Genomic DNA, 13,952 nt, shown 5'->3' on the forward strand with positions numbered 1-13,952 from the left:
CTCTGGATCGGATGGCAACCGTTCTATAGCTACGAAAAGCTTATTGAGCTTGAGCAAGAAGAAAAATATAAGCTCAGAGAAGAAAACAAAAAATTGAAAGCACAATTAGAACAAGCAGGATTGCTAAATCAGTAATGTGAAGCCGGGTGTCTCTACGGGGGCACCCTTTTCATGATAATAAGGAGGACCCTTTGTGAAAAAATACCTAGTGTTTCTACTAATTTTAGTTCTCACTTTTCCTTTTCTTTCGAGAAATGCGTCAGCTGCGGAAGCTGATAAGTTAAGCCAGATAACTTTCGACGGGATATCTTTGGATCAAGCATTCAACCCAGGAGTGTTTAATTACACGGCATCGGTTAATAGTGATGTGCAGCAAACGATTGCACATCCAGTCGCGCAGTCCGCATCTTCGATTATTCGGGTGAATGGTGGAACGGTGTCGAGCGGTCAGTCTTCGGACCCTATATCCTTAACGAAGCCGGGTGTGGACACTCCAAGCACGACACAGGTTCTGATCGTTGTCGCAAATCCCGACGGGGGAGAGCGGACATATACATTTTCAATCAGCCGAAAAAACGTTCCGAGTGTTGCAAGTCTGAAAGCCGTTGGCATATCTTCTACAGCTGCACAAATTAGCTGGACACTACCCGCGGGCGCGACGGATCTATCGAGTCTGCAGGTGCAACGAAATGGGATAATGGTCGATAGCTTGCCGGCAGGTGCGAACCAGTACACGATATATGGGCTGCAAGCTAATCAGACGTATACTTTTCAGGTGACAGCATACAATCGATTGGGCCAGCCAGGGTTATCGGTGACTACAGTTTATACACCGGGCGAGCAGACGAGCGACAAGCTATCCGCTCTTACATCTAATGATCCTTTGCTTAATTCGTATTTGACAAACAATTTTTCCGGATATACAACCACCTACTCTTTTTCCTTTCCTTCTTATACATCCACACCGATCACTCTGACACCGGTTTCGGATCCTGCCTCTAGGATTATGATTAACGGCCAGACAGTGGCAAGTGGGAGTCCATCTTCTTCAATTACACTTGTTCCAGGGCAAACCACAACCATTGAGATTCAAGTCGTTACAGGCAGTGGCGGAGCCGGAAGCAAGTATCGAATTGGTTTGTACATGCCGGCATCGACAAAGAATCCAATCAATAATTTGATTGTTACAGGCGCGACTTTGGACAAGTCATTTGACCCGACTAAAAGCAGTTACACGGCTACCGTGGCCAATGGGGTCAGCAGTCTTGCTATTTTACCGGTTAGCGAATCTAAGGCTATCGTGAAAATTAACGGAACCATCGTATCAAACGGAAATAGTATTACTGTCCCGTTATATGTCGGCCTCAACACGATAACGGTGCTTGCAACAGGGGAAGATAACAGCTCAAAGTCTTACACACTGGAAATTACACGTCAGAATGTTTCGTCAGGCGCTAGTTTAATCTCATTATCTATTGGTGATATTCCTTTGAACGAATCGTTTTCTTCTGCCCGTTACGGCTACACGGCAAATGTTCCATTCGATCGCTATGCGCTGACCGTTGTTCCGGTGGCAAACAGCTATTCTACCGTAAAAGTGAACGGGAACGCGGTTGTTTCAGGTAATTCCTCTACGGTTAACCTGACTGCCGGTACAAATCTTATTCGTATTGATGTCATGGGTCCTGATTCTTCGAGCAATACCTACACTATTAATGTTTCCAGAAGTTTTTCGTCCGATCGCCCGCTACTTTGGGCACTTGCTTTAGATAGTTTGCAGACATCCCAAAATGGATCATCTGTTAACACATCCGGACAACCTGTTTTGTTTAACGAAACGTTTGATCCGGCAAGGACCGTTTATACAGCAGCTGTACCTTATGCGACGTCCCAGGTTATGATGCGGATTACTCCGCATGGCTCGTCTTACGCTGTCATGAATGGAAGTATTATTAGCAAGGGATTTACAGAGGCACTGCCCCTGAATGTTGGTCAGAACACATTTACTGTTTATGCCTATAACAATAGCAATCAAACGACAACCTACACGATCTATGTGACACGAGCAGATGTAAATGGTTCTACTCCAGGAAGCACGGGTACCGGGCAAAACCAAGGAGGGGTCGTAAGCGGTAATAACCTGGTCTTTACGGCGAATCCGGATCCTATTTATTCTGAATTTTCACCTATACTTCAAGAAATAAAATCTTCTCTCGAAAAACATGGGAATGATAAAGCGCTCATCTTCCGCGTTGGAGAAATTGGTGAGAATAGAGGGATGACCAATACACTGAATTTGAGCAAAGAAATGAGCGAATTTTTAAAACAAAAGCGCAAACCTTTGCTTATTCAAACAGAAAGTGTATCTTTGGTTGTTGAGCCTGATAATCTGCCGGCGGGTCCTGTTAAGCTAACCATCAAGAAAGCCTATGAAACCGGACAGTCTCTCCCGAAAGGCTTTCAAGTCATCATTCCAAGCATAAAAATCACGATCGAGCATGATGGACAGCCGGTTACATCCCGGGTTTCGATATTGACCAATTTGTCGCCGGTCGATGCGGATTTGGCCATGGTTTTTTTGAACGGGGAAAAAATCAAAAGTACAACGGGTACATCCCAGAAAGATTCTAAGCGGACAAAAGATTTTTCAATAACAGGCTCTGCTGATGTTGCCATTGGTTCTATGGACCGCAGATTTTCAGATATGTATGGACACTGGGCAAGCTCGGAAGTCACTTATATGGCCAATAAAATGTACGTAAATGGTTACGAAGATTATACGTTTCGGCCAGATGTTCCGATTACTAGGTCTGAATTTGTTACCTTGATCATAAACGCTTTGCTGCCGGCTCAAAATACCGCGGGCACTGGATCGGCTGATTTTGATGATGTGTCCAAGAGTGCCTGGTACTACGCGGCCGTGAAGACAGCTGCCGAACTCAAGATCGTTGAAGGTGCGAACAACAAATTTCGTCCGGACGATTTTATTAGCCGGGAAGAAATTGCGGTTATCTTTAACCGGCTCCTGAACACTGCTCACGTTCTTACGGATCCGAAGCAATCAGAACAAGTTTTAAAACGATTCACCGATACTCGGCAGATTAGCAGCTGGGCGGTTGAATCATTTGCTGCAGCAGTGAGTAATGGTCTTATAACCGGCACATCGGATACAACGTTGTCACCGCAATCGTACGGATCCAGAGCACAGACAACGCTCATGTTATATCGCTTCTTAAAATCGACAAAAGCATTATAAAATGGGGGCTGAGAAGCCTCTGTTTTTTTTTGTTAAATTTCTCCTAAATAGGGGCAAAAAACTTGAGTAATCTCTCAAGTTTTGGTATACTGGTTATAGGTAATTAACTTGAGTCTCAATGTAATTTATTAAGGAGATACTATGAGAAAAAAATTTGGTGACTGGTTAAAAGAGGCCAGAACAAAAACAGAAATGACGCAGAATGAGCTCGCAGAAAAAGTCGGTGTAAGCTTTACATATATAAGCAAGCTTGAGAGAGGGAAAGAGGATCCTCCATCGGAGGAAATTTGTATCCGGTTGGCAAAAGCTCTCGGAGAAGACCCTTTCTTGATAACTGTTCAGGCTGGGAGAGTGCCGACAGAATTTCAGCAGATTTTGATGAATGACAAGGCGGCATTCAATTATTTAATCCGAAAAGTAAAATCGATGGAGGTGAAGGGGAAATGAGAGTCGAGTACTCCAGAGAATTTGTAGACAAGCTATTAAAGGCCGTTAATTTGACTGACATTATGGAATTTCACGGCATAGATGTAAAGCGCGGTGCCGGCAAAAATGATTATTACATTTCTTGGTGCTGTAAGAAAGAGGACTATGACAATGGTAGGATCGATAAAAACAAAGGAACTTATAAGTGCAACAGCTGCATGCCGCGGGAGCAAGGTGGTAAGAATGCGATCCACTTTTTGCGGGAGTATGCAGGAAAAACGTACGACGAGGCTATTCGTTTTCTTGCTGCAGAAGCCGGCGAGTCTATCCCCGAAGCTGATCCTGTAAAGGCTGAAAAAATTCGTAGAAAAGAGCAGGCGTTAAAGCTTGCAGCTGAGTTCTATGCGTCACAGCCCGGTAAAGAATACCTGCTTTCTCGCGGAATCAGAGAAGACGTAATGAAAACCCACAATGCTGGTTATGCACCTGGAGGTCCTGTGCTGCGCCGGCATCTCGAAGCGTATGGCTTCACGAAAGAAGAATTAAAGGAATGGCGGCTGATTAATCACAAAGGTTTAGATTTTCATTTTTACCGGGCAATCTTGCCTGTATATTTGAATGGTAAGGTGGTCGATCTGTATGGTCGATCCGTAGATGACAAAAAGGCCGGCCAGAAACATTTGTATTTATATGGGGATCAGCTCGGCGGAGTCGATCAGATTAATCCTAAGAGGGTCGTGATAATATTCGAGTCTGCAATCGACCGACTTGTCGCGGAAAGTCATGGAATCAAAAATGGTGTTGATCCTGGAGGATCGATGAAATTTTCCTTGACACATGCCAAATTACTAAAAAGAAAAGGAGTGTCCCACGTCGTTATTATATACGATGGGGATCGTGGAGGGCATGAAGGGACCCTTATAACAGGACAACTTCTGATGGATCAAGGAATAAATACTCGTGTTGTGCGGCTTCCGGATAATATAGATCCAGCGGAATTCTTGCAGCAGTATGGATCCGTTGCCTTCGAAGGAATAATGAAGGCCAGTAACCAGTCGTTCGCAGAGTTTAAGTTGTACCAAGAGCTCGATAATTATGACATTGGAACAATTGAAAAGTACCTTATTCAGCGTAAAATGCGTAAAGCAAGTGAACAGATTGCGGCTGCTAAGTAGAATTTTTGAATGGCCCATTTTTATGGCGAATGGCCCATAAATCAGCAGAAATGTCCCCTGTGAGGAGGAAGATAATGGACCGTCGTAGGATTGACGTAAACAGTCCAGTAAAGCAGAAGTTTGGAGGAGTTAAGGACACGCTCAAAATAGCGACCGAGGGAGAAACAACGGCGTATTTGCTGGCAATGTTTGATCAGTTTTATTCTGGGTTGACCATTAAACAGCACGACCAGCTGCTCAAGAGAGCGCAAGAGATTTACCGGCAACAAACGATAAATTTTAAAGAATGAAGGCATTGGGAAAATATGATATTTCTTAGATAGAATTGTTTTGATGAGCTCCGGCGCTCTGGATAATCAGCGACATGATGAAGGGAGATTGGAATGCGCTTATATAACGACTTAAGAAGAGCTGTTGCGACTGCATATATGTCAGGTGTTTGTATTGGATCATTAATTTGGTTTCTACTGGCACTCTTTAGGGGAGATTGGATTAACCTGATTTGGTGGTTTGTTGTGTCTGCTATTTTTTTAGCTGGTATCCCGCTTGCTTATTATTACTGGATTAAATTTATGAAATTAAACTGAGGATTACATAAAGTTATTGCCGGACATGGCGAAGTAATTCGCTCTAAGGGGAGGATTTTGATCAACGTATTTAGAATTGCGATTAGAATTGTTACAGTTTTGTTTCCCATTTTTATTTTAGTGGCAAGTCTAAAGGGATTGTTAACTATATGGACCTTAGTCGGCTCGCTAGGATTAGTTATGATTGTAGTTTTTCTGCTTTCCACTTTTGAATGGCTTTTTTTTGGTGGGGAAGATATCTAATCGGAGCACTAGGGAGAAGAGCGCATAATCAGAACAGAGCGGTTAGTTTTCTTTGGCGAAGTATCTGAAGAATAGGGAGCGTGGCTCGAATGAAAGTCAAATATAAAGCAGCTATCAAAGAAAAAGAGTTTTCATTTAAAGAAGGTGACAATATCAAAATTGTGGCGACAAGCTTCCTTTACGCTACTGAAACACTGCCTGAACGTATTTACATGGCTCAACTCCAGGAGACAGAAGAAAATGGGTTTTGGGCAAAAATTTCGTCTGTCATAGTTCATCCTTATTCATTCAAAGAACGGTTACCAGGAGTTGCCGAGTCCATAGATTCGGAGGAGTTCTTTTGTTTTCAAGAAGTGGAAGATGTCCTACCAGAGTCTGCTGACTATCCAGATCGGCGCGATCCTTTGATTCGATTCGCTTTAGATGGATCAAACTAAGATGGCTGCAAGGGTGATGAAGCATCTGAGTGAATATCAATTTTCCTATTAGAAAGGACGGTTGAAATTGCCTGGTAAAAAACGGTTAGACATTAGAGGTCAGCAATTCGGAACAATGCTGGTATTAAAAGAAGTTGAGCCAGGTACAGACTATACTCGTATGTTCTTATGCCGTTGCGTTTTATGTGAAACTGAAAGGATCTGCTCCATGAATCTTTTACGGAGGGGTCGGATTACGTCCTGTAAGTCTAGCGCATGCAGAAAAGGTCGGATAAATAAAGCTAAAAAAACACTCGATTCCAACCGTGTTGATGGCATAATACCTTCTGCACTTATTAGAAAAACTCGTGCGAATACATCAACTGGAGTAAAAGGGGTGAATGTGGCGTACACCAAGAAAGGCACGAAGAGGTACAGAGCGTTTATTTCGGTCGGAGGAAAAACATACCGGCTAGGAAACTTTGACGATTTAGATTCCGCGATCCTAGCGCGAGAGAGAGCCGAGGCTAAGTATCATCAGCCAATTTTGGATAAAGCTCAACATCAAAGAAAACCCAAATAAATAGGACGGTGTATTGTAAATGAGCGACATTAAGAAAGCGCTTGAAGCAAAAATCAAGGAACTGGCCGCTGGCATCAAGGACGTAATTTGCCCTTGCTGCGGAGAGACGACAAGCACCGGATCCGAGATCAATGATCCCGAAGATGATACCCGAGGCATCGTCACTTGCCAAGTGAACGGCTGCGAATTTTACATCATTGAGTACACGGACGGAACGACTACATTGGAACCAAGATACTAATTGAATACACTGCGTACCTAGTAGGAGGAAAATCAATGAAAAGGGAACTTGGACAATTTTTGCATGAAGGTGTAGTTATTAAAAAATGTCCTGATTGTTTAGGAGAAATAAAACCAGATATGACCAAGGCATATGAAGAAGAATGGTGCCCATTTTGTGGCTTAAACCATACAACAAAATGAATAGGAGGTAGTGCTGTTGTGGCTTATGAAAAGCCCGTTTGTCATTGTGGTTGTGAATTGGTATTAAGTGAAGAATTTTTCTATCGAGAGCAACGGCGTATTGGATATGACGGTGTTCCGGCTCAAAGAAAATTGAAACAGACTGACGGCGATAAGTATTCCTTGATTCAATACTTACGATGCCCTATCTGTACTCATCATTTTTCCTTTGATTATGATGAGCATGATCGAATAATTTTGATTGGGGATATTGTAGGTGGATCTACGAGTAACGGACAAAACGGCAGCGTAGTCAGTGTATCAAAATGAATAAATCAGTGTAAGAGAGGATGATTCTGAATGGTTATTAAATTGGAAGATTTTAAAGACGTTATTGATATTATTGTAAATAATACTTTAAGCAAACTTAACGGTGATTTAGCTCCTAAGATTGATACACGTACAGCAAGAGCGAAATTAGGAATGGTCTCATCCCTTATTATTGAATTAAGAGATAAAGTAGAAGATCCCGAATTGAAAAGTAAAATATGGGATCTAAAGAAAGAATGTGATACACACTTGGAGCAATTATATCGATAGGAAACAATGATACATATTGAATATTAAGTTGTATGGGGGGGCTTCCGGGATACTTGGTCGTGATACGGGTGAGTCGCTACTACATGATTTTTTTGATAAGCAAAAATAAAGGGAGTGACTAGGTTGGAAAAGAATAACAAGGTAACACGAGAACAGTTCAATAAATCGTTCAAAAAAATGAATGCATCCTGGTCTTATGAGGATGCTGAACTAAACGAAGAAGAGAAAGAACTTCTATTTAAACGGATTAATGGTGAAATAACAGATGAAGAGTATAATCAGGCTTTTATGAAGGGGAGAGGGAAGGGGTAATGAGCGTCATCTATACATATCCCGGAACGAATGTACTGATCAATAAGGCAGATATTCGGGATCCGCAAGAACTACATGACTTTGAGCGAGCGAGAGTTGCTTACCGGCATGCGGAGATTGAACTTGGTGTGGTGAAAATAAAGGGGAACTTTGATTTAGATCATTTGAAAGGGATACACAAGCATCTATTTCAAGATGTATATCCTTTTGCTGGAGAGGTCCGAACAGTAAATATCGGAAAAAACGGATTCAGTTTTTGTAATCCTCTTGAATTTGATCGACATACTTACTATGTTTTTGGTCAATTAAAAGAAGACAATTTCTTGCGAAATCTCAATGTCGATGAGTTCTCTAAAAAAGCAGCTTTTTATTATCAGGAAATTAATTTTGGTCATTACTTTCGAGAAGGCAATGGAAGGAGCATTCGGACTTTCTTTGAAGAATTATCGAGGGCCGCCGGTTATACACTGGATTGGTCGGCAGTGCCGAAACAAGAATACATGGCCGCGGTGAAAGAAACGGATGATCCTAACAAATTGGAAAGCTTAGTGAATGTCATAAAACGTACGATAACATCTGAAAAAATAAAAGTTGTAGAAAAACAGGTGGAAGAGAAGAAAGGTAAAGAAACAATCCATGAGAGGAAATGGATCGAGCCTAAGAAAGAATTACTTCTCAAAGATGTATTAAAAAAAACAGATGGCCTGCCGGCAATGGATAATGCATTTGATGTCGATTCCGCTATCTTAAATGCTCCCGTAAAAAAGTATGCAATTTCCAAGGCAAACGGAAAGGAGTCTCTCATGTTCCAGTTAAAAGGACAAGAACAAGTCCATAATATTCGCCTGGAGAAGATCCAGAATCTCTCTAAGCAGCTAAAAAATCAGATGATTGAGCAAGCAGCTGGACTTACGGCGACGCCTCAGCAGTTAGAACCCTATATGGGCAGGTAAGTTTGTGTATCGTTGTATGTCTTTGCAGAAACCCTAAATATAAAGGAACAGGATAACACACTCAGCAAAAGGGCTTGTGAAGCCGATAAAATAAGAGTTATTACTTTCAATAGAAAAGGAGGAATTGCTTTGTTTTTGGATAAAACGGAGAGAAGATTGATGATAATAAAGTGCATTTTATATTTGCTTTTTTTAATTGTTGGAATATGGTGGGGGCTTACTACCTGGAATGATTATAAAGACAAAGTTGAAGTTGCTAATAATGAAATTGAGAACTTAAAAAAGCAACAAATAGATGCTTGGGAAAAGTCGATCGAAGAGAAATACCCAGGTCAATCCGCAAAGCTCGCTGTAATACCTACGATTAACAATGGCCTAAGACGATATGAGTTTCATGTTACAAAGGACGAAAAAATTACCCACAAGGTATTTGTTGATTTTGATGGAAACATGACAGAGGGAGAAAATACTGTTTTGCCACAATAAAGTAAAAGGGAGTAAAATTTAAGGGGTGATTTGATAATGGATGAACTTATGAAAGTTCTGTTTTACATTCCAAATATTCCTCCGACTTCTAAGGAAGATTACGCAGCTCTTTTTTGGTTTGCACTCGGTTTAATTGGGCATATCGTCTTGTGTTACATTATATTCAAAAAGTTAACCCGTGATATGTGGTGACTTGTAATTTACCCTATCGGGAGGTTATAAGTCGGCCTGGCCAGACAAGTGCGTCCCGATCGGAAACTTGCGATCGAAGGTTGAGGCTGCAGGAGGTTTGGGGGACCAGGAACCGGCGTGGGCGGCGCAGCTGGGGCTGACTACCGAAGGTAGAACTCCGGGGTCCCGGTTTGCACAATCCAGTACTTTTCCAAAACAAGGCACAGAATGTCCCTTCTGTGCCTTGAAATGTGTTATAATATTCCTAAAGGGTTTCTTTTCTATAGCTATAAGGATGACAAATTAAGGCACGGAAGATTAACGGGGGATTTGTTTCATGAATAATTACCGGGAAAATACACAGTACAATTTTTTATTTGGAACAGTAGGCGAAGGGAGAGAATTAAAAACAGTAAAGATCTGGTGTGAGAAAGAATTTGGCATTGAAGTTCCAGTTGAATTGATAAGCGATACTCACTTGTACACACATAAGGAAGTATGGCAGCTCTTAGACCGGATTGGTATTGAGTAATACATTACATTGAACAGAAAGGTGTGAATTAGATGTATGAGGTTATCTTAACCGAGAAATCATTTTGCCCCATTTGTGAAAATCCAGTTCACTTATTGCAGGATAGAAACGATGTAAACCCAAAATTCTATATATGCCATCCTTGCAATTTCATAGGCCAAGTAGGGGTTGGACCAGTTACACCGCTTGCAGATCCGAGGGTTCTGAAGAGCGTGAAGAAAGTTCTTGTTTGGCCTAAAGAAACAAATTGAATAGGAGAGTGTATTAGCATGTACGATTTCCCAGGCCAAATCGATCACTAAAAGTTGGTGAAATGACTATCAGCCGGAATAGGGGGACTTTATGAAAGGCTCATGGATAAAGAACATACTCGGCTGTCCTTCGCTCGTCGCCGGCATCCGGTACGAGCAGTCTGCAGAGCTAGAGACGTCCGGAAATCCGGCAACTGGGTCCGTCCAGAAAAAGCAAAACGGCGGGATCGTCGCGGCGGTGTCTTGAGCCGGCCAATGGCATCCGGTGCGAGCGGTTGAGAGACTGTTGCGCACGATAAATCGTCCGTTATCCGAATCCGTCTTGGGAGAAGCAAAACGGCGGGGCCACTTTTGCCGGCCATGTTGCACGGGAAATTTACTGATCGTACATTATGCAGAAGGCGAGTGGTAGGAGTCATGGAATACATAAAAGTCGAATTCACTATAAAAGCGCGCTCCGGAAGAATTGTACAAAGAGAAGATGTTCAATTCCCAAAAGGGACTTCCGAACAGGATATTCAAATTGCTTACGATAACTGGAAGGAAAGAATGTACGAGGATTTTGAGCATGATTGGAGATACATAAATCCTGATGGGAGTACATGCATTCCACCAATAAACATATAGTGATGGAGTTGTTCTTTGCCATCCGGCTGCAGCCAGTGCGAGCATCTGCAGAGATAGGTGGGCCCGGCAGATCCCCTGGCATCCGGATTCGTCCACCTCTTTGCAGGACGATAAAGTGTAGGTTCTCTTTGAGAATACATAAGGAGGATGCAGATGGAAACAACACGTAAAAAAGTCTTAAGTTTAATTGAAGATGATCATCTAGAGCAATGGTTATCTGCATACCTCAAAACAGTTTATGAAGATAACCAGGACCCTAAAAAGATCGAGCGATGTCTAAACCGGTTCTATCATTTTTATTTAGAGCGTTATGAACATGATAAGGTTTCAGGGATTGTAAAACGAGACATCCAGGACTGGCTGAGTTTTCTCTACAAACCCGAAAAGGACGGAGGAGCTGGATACGCAGCCTCATATGTGAATAGTCACCATTCCGCGTTGGCCGGATTTATAAAATGGCTTCGTGCAGCTGCTCCGCATCTGATGCCAAAAGACCCCATGAAGGGTATTCGCGAGATTATGCTTCCGGATCCAGAACCCCGGACTTTAACCCCTCAGCAAATCCTGTCCCTTAAAAATATTTGTGACCGCCTTGAACGATTTCATGCCAAAAAAGATCGCCGGCGAGCTGCAAAGACGATCGAGCTAAAAAAATATGCACGTCCGAACAGAGATAGAGCAATTGTATATGTCTTTTTATCTACGGGGTTGCGCCGCGAAGAGCTCGTTATGATCGATATTGACCAAGTGGTTCCGTCTGATCCGGAACTACTACGCCAAGCAAGAAGCGCTCGTATTGTTAAGATCCGGGGGAAAGGTAAGACTGAGGGAACCGAGTACTTATCAGCGGAGGCAAGAAGTGCTCTCGCTGATTACCTAGAACATGAACGTGGGGTTGATGCCGTAGAGGGAGAAACAACGGCGCTCTTTTTAAGCACATCCGGGCGGCCAAAACGTAAAGATAAAGGTCGGCTACATCCACGAACGATTAATAAGATATTGGAGCAAATTGGCCAATGGCATGATAATGAAATTCAAGATCCAGCCAGGCACATTTCTCCCTTGTGCCCTCATGATTTAAGACACACGTTTGCGAACGAAATCGCCAAAAAGCCCGGCGTAACCGAGCAGGATTTGGAGAGGTTGCTGCGTCATCGTAGCAAGAGGTACATCAGTTTATACACGAATCCGCCAGCTGAAAGAACGGCTGGGCTAATTGAAGATCTTTAAAAAACAATTCGTAAAAGAAGTATCCGGACAAGAAGAAATGCCTGGCGTATTTACATTCGCCAGGCATTTCTTTTGTGCTTAATAGGATAACTCCATTATATCTCTCTATCATGGCACGCTCTCCACACAGATGATCTATGTAAAATTAAGAACAATATACTGATTGTACCATGCAGTGAAACATTTTAATACTACATTTTTTAAAAATTTGTGTTATTTAAATGGAGTGCATAATCATTTGAATTTTGACTAGACTCTTTAGTAACAACAAAGGGTCGGGGTGCTATGGAAAAAAATACATTGTATGAGATAGGCCAAGCGATACGCGCGGCCCGTATGAATGCAAGGCTAACACAGGAAGATCTCGCCGAAGCCAGCGGGAAAGAGCGGGGCTACATTAGCGACATAGAACGCGGAGCAAAAAATGTAACCATCCGGACGCTGGACGAAATCGCCGAGGCGCTTAACATGGATACCCTTGATATGATACAGCTATACAGGTCGCAGGATGAGACTATCGCGGCAGTTGTAGCGTTATTGGATGGGGAGAATGTAGAAGAAAGGAAACGGCTACTCGAAATTTTGAAATTGATATGCGGTCGAAAATAATCCAATTCCGAGCGGTCACACTCGGAATTAAAAAAGCCGGGATCTCCGATAAATCGGGACCCTGGCTTTTTTAGATATATTTATTGCCTAATGTACAGAGTGTTAACCTAATCCTCTTTAGTTCCTTTAAGAATCCATGTGCCAACAAGCCAAATAAAAACAAAATTAACAATCATGGATAAAAATGTATCCAGTTTCGTTGAAATAAAAATGACTGCAATTAAAAAAGGGACGGCCAGAAGTATTCTTTGGGTGCGAGTTTTCATTACGTCCACCGCCTTACTACTTATTTCAAAAACTAATTACCATAGTAATCTTTAGTAGTGAGATAAACTTTAGAGCCTAAGTCCACGTGGGGCTCACTAATTACAGTTTTTTTCAAAATCGTCCGGTAAGGGTCTGCATAAATATCCTCTACATAGTAGTATACATCTCTCCCATAGTAATCACTATACGTTTTGTAAAATGTTGTATAAGTATACTTCCAATCTACATGATTGTTAACCCAGCCAGATACAGTAGTGGTGAAACTTCCAATGGCGGCTGTTGTATATACATTCTTGGTTAAAATACCGCCAATGAGTCCAATCGTATTAGTAACAGCCGCTGAGACAAAAGTAATAACATCCTTTTTAACAGCATTTTTATAGTCGTTTGACTTCCTGCTCAATACAATAGTTTCATTCCCCCAAATTGGATCGGATTTAGGGGAGTAGCTATCAGGGTTAGTCACCGTTTTAGCATTGTGACGATTAGCCAAGAATTTCTCTGCCTCGGCCCGTACACTTGAATTTTCTTGAAGGATGTCAGAATCCTCTGATCCAGCGGCGATGGTAACACTCACTCCATCTTTTGTTATGATATCCGTATTAGCGCCGGGTGATTCCGTTGTGTTTTCATCCACTTTTGAAGTAGATGACGTTGCCTCATGGTTGGGGGTAGGGGAAACTGCTAAAGCATTGTACGGAATTGCGGTGACAATAAGTGCGGCGGAAAGTGTGGATAAAATGGTTTTCTTCATGACTCTTCTCTCCCTTTATAACGGTTTTGGTAAGAGTATTTAATAACACATAATCGACATTATCGCACTATT

Annotated in this window: 18 protein-coding genes; 17 read left to right on the top strand and 1 reads right to left on the bottom strand. The window is 42.2% G+C overall.

The genetic code is table 11. From position 1 onward, the window contains the following. The first annotated feature begins 193 nt into the window (after positions 1 to 193). From ABC395_RS26840 to ABC395_RS26920, 17 genes are all read left to right on the top strand, one after another. Positions 194 to 3,256: a cadherin-like beta sandwich domain-containing protein gene (locus tag ABC395_RS26840; protein ID WP_413006906.1), complete on the top strand. Its 3,063-nt coding sequence runs from the start codon at positions 194 to 196 to the stop codon at positions 3,254 to 3,256. 141 nt (positions 3,257 to 3,397) lie between these two features. Further along, positions 3,398 to 3,703 (top strand): helix-turn-helix transcriptional regulator, encoded by a 306-nt coding sequence (locus ABC395_RS26845; RefSeq protein WP_413006907.1) that lies wholly within the window; start codon positions 3,398 to 3,400, stop codon positions 3,701 to 3,703. After that, positions 3,700 to 4,857, top strand: coding sequence for a toprim domain-containing protein (locus ABC395_RS26850; RefSeq protein WP_413006908.1), 1,158 nt, complete (start codon positions 3,700 to 3,702; stop codon positions 4,855 to 4,857). The genes ABC395_RS26845 and ABC395_RS26850 overlap by 4 nt, the downstream gene beginning before the upstream one ends. A 74-nt stretch (positions 4,858 to 4,931) precedes the next feature. Beyond that, the gene (locus ABC395_RS26855; RefSeq protein WP_413006909.1) at positions 4,932 to 5,147 is read left to right on the top strand and encodes a hypothetical protein; all 216 of its coding nucleotides are present in this window, start codon (positions 4,932 to 4,934) and stop codon (positions 5,145 to 5,147) included. Positions 5,148 to 5,240: 93 nt separating this feature from the next. Then, positions 5,241 to 5,444, top strand: a complete 204-nt coding sequence (locus tag ABC395_RS26860; protein ID WP_413006910.1) for a hypothetical protein — start codon at positions 5,241 to 5,243, stop codon at positions 5,442 to 5,444. A gap of 332 nt (positions 5,445 to 5,776) precedes the next feature. Further along, a complete protein-coding gene (locus tag ABC395_RS26865; RefSeq protein ID WP_413006911.1) occupies positions 5,777 to 6,124 on the top strand; it encodes a hypothetical protein in 348 nt (115 codons plus the stop codon). Positions 6,125 to 6,705: 581 nt separating this feature from the next. After that, on the top strand, positions 6,706 to 6,927 hold the full coding sequence (locus ABC395_RS26870) for a hypothetical protein (protein WP_413006912.1): 222 nt from the start codon (positions 6,706 to 6,708) through the stop codon (positions 6,925 to 6,927). A 35-nt stretch (positions 6,928 to 6,962) separates the two neighbouring features. Then, the gene (locus tag ABC395_RS26875) at positions 6,963 to 7,109 is read left to right on the top strand and encodes a hypothetical protein (protein WP_413006913.1); all 147 of its coding nucleotides are present in this window, start codon (positions 6,963 to 6,965) and stop codon (positions 7,107 to 7,109) included. A gap of 18 nt (positions 7,110 to 7,127) precedes the next feature. Next, complete coding sequence (locus tag ABC395_RS26880) at positions 7,128 to 7,418, top strand: hypothetical protein (RefSeq protein ID WP_413006914.1); 291 nt, start codon at positions 7,128 to 7,130, stop codon at positions 7,416 to 7,418. Between the two features lie 30 nt (positions 7,419 to 7,448). Continuing rightward, positions 7,449 to 7,688, top strand: coding sequence for a hypothetical protein (locus tag ABC395_RS26885; protein WP_413006915.1), 240 nt, complete (start codon positions 7,449 to 7,451; stop codon positions 7,686 to 7,688). 123 nt (positions 7,689 to 7,811) lie between these two features. Then, complete coding sequence (locus ABC395_RS26890; RefSeq protein WP_413006916.1) at positions 7,812 to 8,000, top strand: hypothetical protein; 189 nt, start codon at positions 7,812 to 7,814, stop codon at positions 7,998 to 8,000. Beyond that, positions 8,000 to 8,953 (top strand): Fic/DOC family protein, encoded by a 954-nt coding sequence (locus ABC395_RS26895; protein WP_413006917.1) that lies wholly within the window; start codon positions 8,000 to 8,002, stop codon positions 8,951 to 8,953. The genes ABC395_RS26890 and ABC395_RS26895 overlap by 1 nt, the downstream gene beginning before the upstream one ends. Positions 8,954 to 9,082: 129 nt before the next feature. Beyond that, positions 9,083 to 9,439, top strand: a complete 357-nt coding sequence (locus ABC395_RS26900) for a hypothetical protein (RefSeq protein WP_218231620.1) — start codon at positions 9,083 to 9,085, stop codon at positions 9,437 to 9,439. A gap of 508 nt (positions 9,440 to 9,947) precedes the next feature. After that, the gene (locus tag ABC395_RS26905; RefSeq protein WP_413006918.1) at positions 9,948 to 10,142 is read left to right on the top strand and encodes a hypothetical protein; all 195 of its coding nucleotides are present in this window, start codon (positions 9,948 to 9,950) and stop codon (positions 10,140 to 10,142) included. A gap of 342 nt (positions 10,143 to 10,484) precedes the next feature. After that, the gene (locus ABC395_RS26910; RefSeq protein ID WP_413006919.1) at positions 10,485 to 10,640 is read left to right on the top strand and encodes a hypothetical protein; all 156 of its coding nucleotides are present in this window, start codon (positions 10,485 to 10,487) and stop codon (positions 10,638 to 10,640) included. Positions 10,641 to 11,173: 533 nt separating this feature from the next. After that, positions 11,174 to 12,250 carry a tyrosine-type recombinase/integrase gene (locus ABC395_RS26915; protein ID WP_413006920.1) on the top strand — a complete coding sequence of 359 codons (1,077 nt, stop codon included), beginning with the start codon at positions 11,174 to 11,176 and terminating at the stop codon, positions 12,248 to 12,250. Positions 12,251 to 12,535: 285 nt separating this feature from the next. Next, positions 12,536 to 12,859: a helix-turn-helix domain-containing protein gene (locus tag ABC395_RS26920; RefSeq protein ID WP_413006921.1), complete on the top strand. Its 324-nt coding sequence runs from the start codon at positions 12,536 to 12,538 to the stop codon at positions 12,857 to 12,859. A gap of 298 nt (positions 12,860 to 13,157) precedes the next feature. Here the strand turns inward: ABC395_RS26920 and ABC395_RS26925 are convergent, their stop codons facing one another. After that, entirely contained in the window at positions 13,158 to 13,880 is a 723-nt protein-coding gene (locus ABC395_RS26925; RefSeq protein WP_413006922.1) for a hypothetical protein, read from the bottom strand. Between the last annotated feature and the right edge of the window lie 72 nt (positions 13,881 to 13,952).

The sequence above is a fragment of the Paenibacillus canaveralius genome, assembly GCF_047238265.1.
Classification (GTDB): Bacteria; Bacillota; Bacilli; order Paenibacillales; family NBRC-103111; genus Paenibacillus_F.

Coding starts and splice junctions, on each gene's coding strand:
- ABC395_RS26910 (WP_413006919.1), top strand. CDS start 10,485: ATGAAAGGCTCATGGATAAAGAACATACTCGGCTGTCCTTCGCTCGTC.
- ABC395_RS26870 (WP_413006912.1), top strand. CDS start 6,706: ATGAGCGACATTAAGAAAGCGCTTGAAGCAAAAATCAAGGAACTGGCC.
- ABC395_RS26920 (WP_413006921.1), top strand. CDS start 12,536: ATGGAAAAAAATACATTGTATGAGATAGGCCAAGCGATACGCGCGGCC.
- ABC395_RS26885 (WP_413006915.1), top strand. CDS start 7,449: ATGGTTATTAAATTGGAAGATTTTAAAGACGTTATTGATATTATTGTA.
- ABC395_RS26845 (WP_413006907.1), top strand. CDS start 3,398: ATGAGAAAAAAATTTGGTGACTGGTTAAAAGAGGCCAGAACAAAAACA.
- ABC395_RS26865 (WP_413006911.1), top strand. CDS start 5,777: ATGAAAGTCAAATATAAAGCAGCTATCAAAGAAAAAGAGTTTTCATTT.
- ABC395_RS26895 (WP_413006917.1), top strand. CDS start 8,000: ATGAGCGTCATCTATACATATCCCGGAACGAATGTACTGATCAATAAG.
- ABC395_RS26915 (WP_413006920.1), top strand. CDS start 11,174: ATGGAAACAACACGTAAAAAAGTCTTAAGTTTAATTGAAGATGATCAT.
- ABC395_RS26860 (WP_413006910.1), top strand. CDS start 5,241: ATGCGCTTATATAACGACTTAAGAAGAGCTGTTGCGACTGCATATATG.
- ABC395_RS26925 (WP_413006922.1), bottom strand. CDS start 13,880: ATGAAGAAAACCATTTTATCCACACTTTCCGCCGCACTTATTGTCACC.
- ABC395_RS26850 (WP_413006908.1), top strand. CDS start 3,700: ATGAGAGTCGAGTACTCCAGAGAATTTGTAGACAAGCTATTAAAGGCC.
- ABC395_RS26855 (WP_413006909.1), top strand. CDS start 4,932: ATGGACCGTCGTAGGATTGACGTAAACAGTCCAGTAAAGCAGAAGTTT.
- ABC395_RS26905 (WP_413006918.1), top strand. CDS start 9,948: ATGAATAATTACCGGGAAAATACACAGTACAATTTTTTATTTGGAACA.
- ABC395_RS26875 (WP_413006913.1), top strand. CDS start 6,963: ATGAAAAGGGAACTTGGACAATTTTTGCATGAAGGTGTAGTTATTAAA.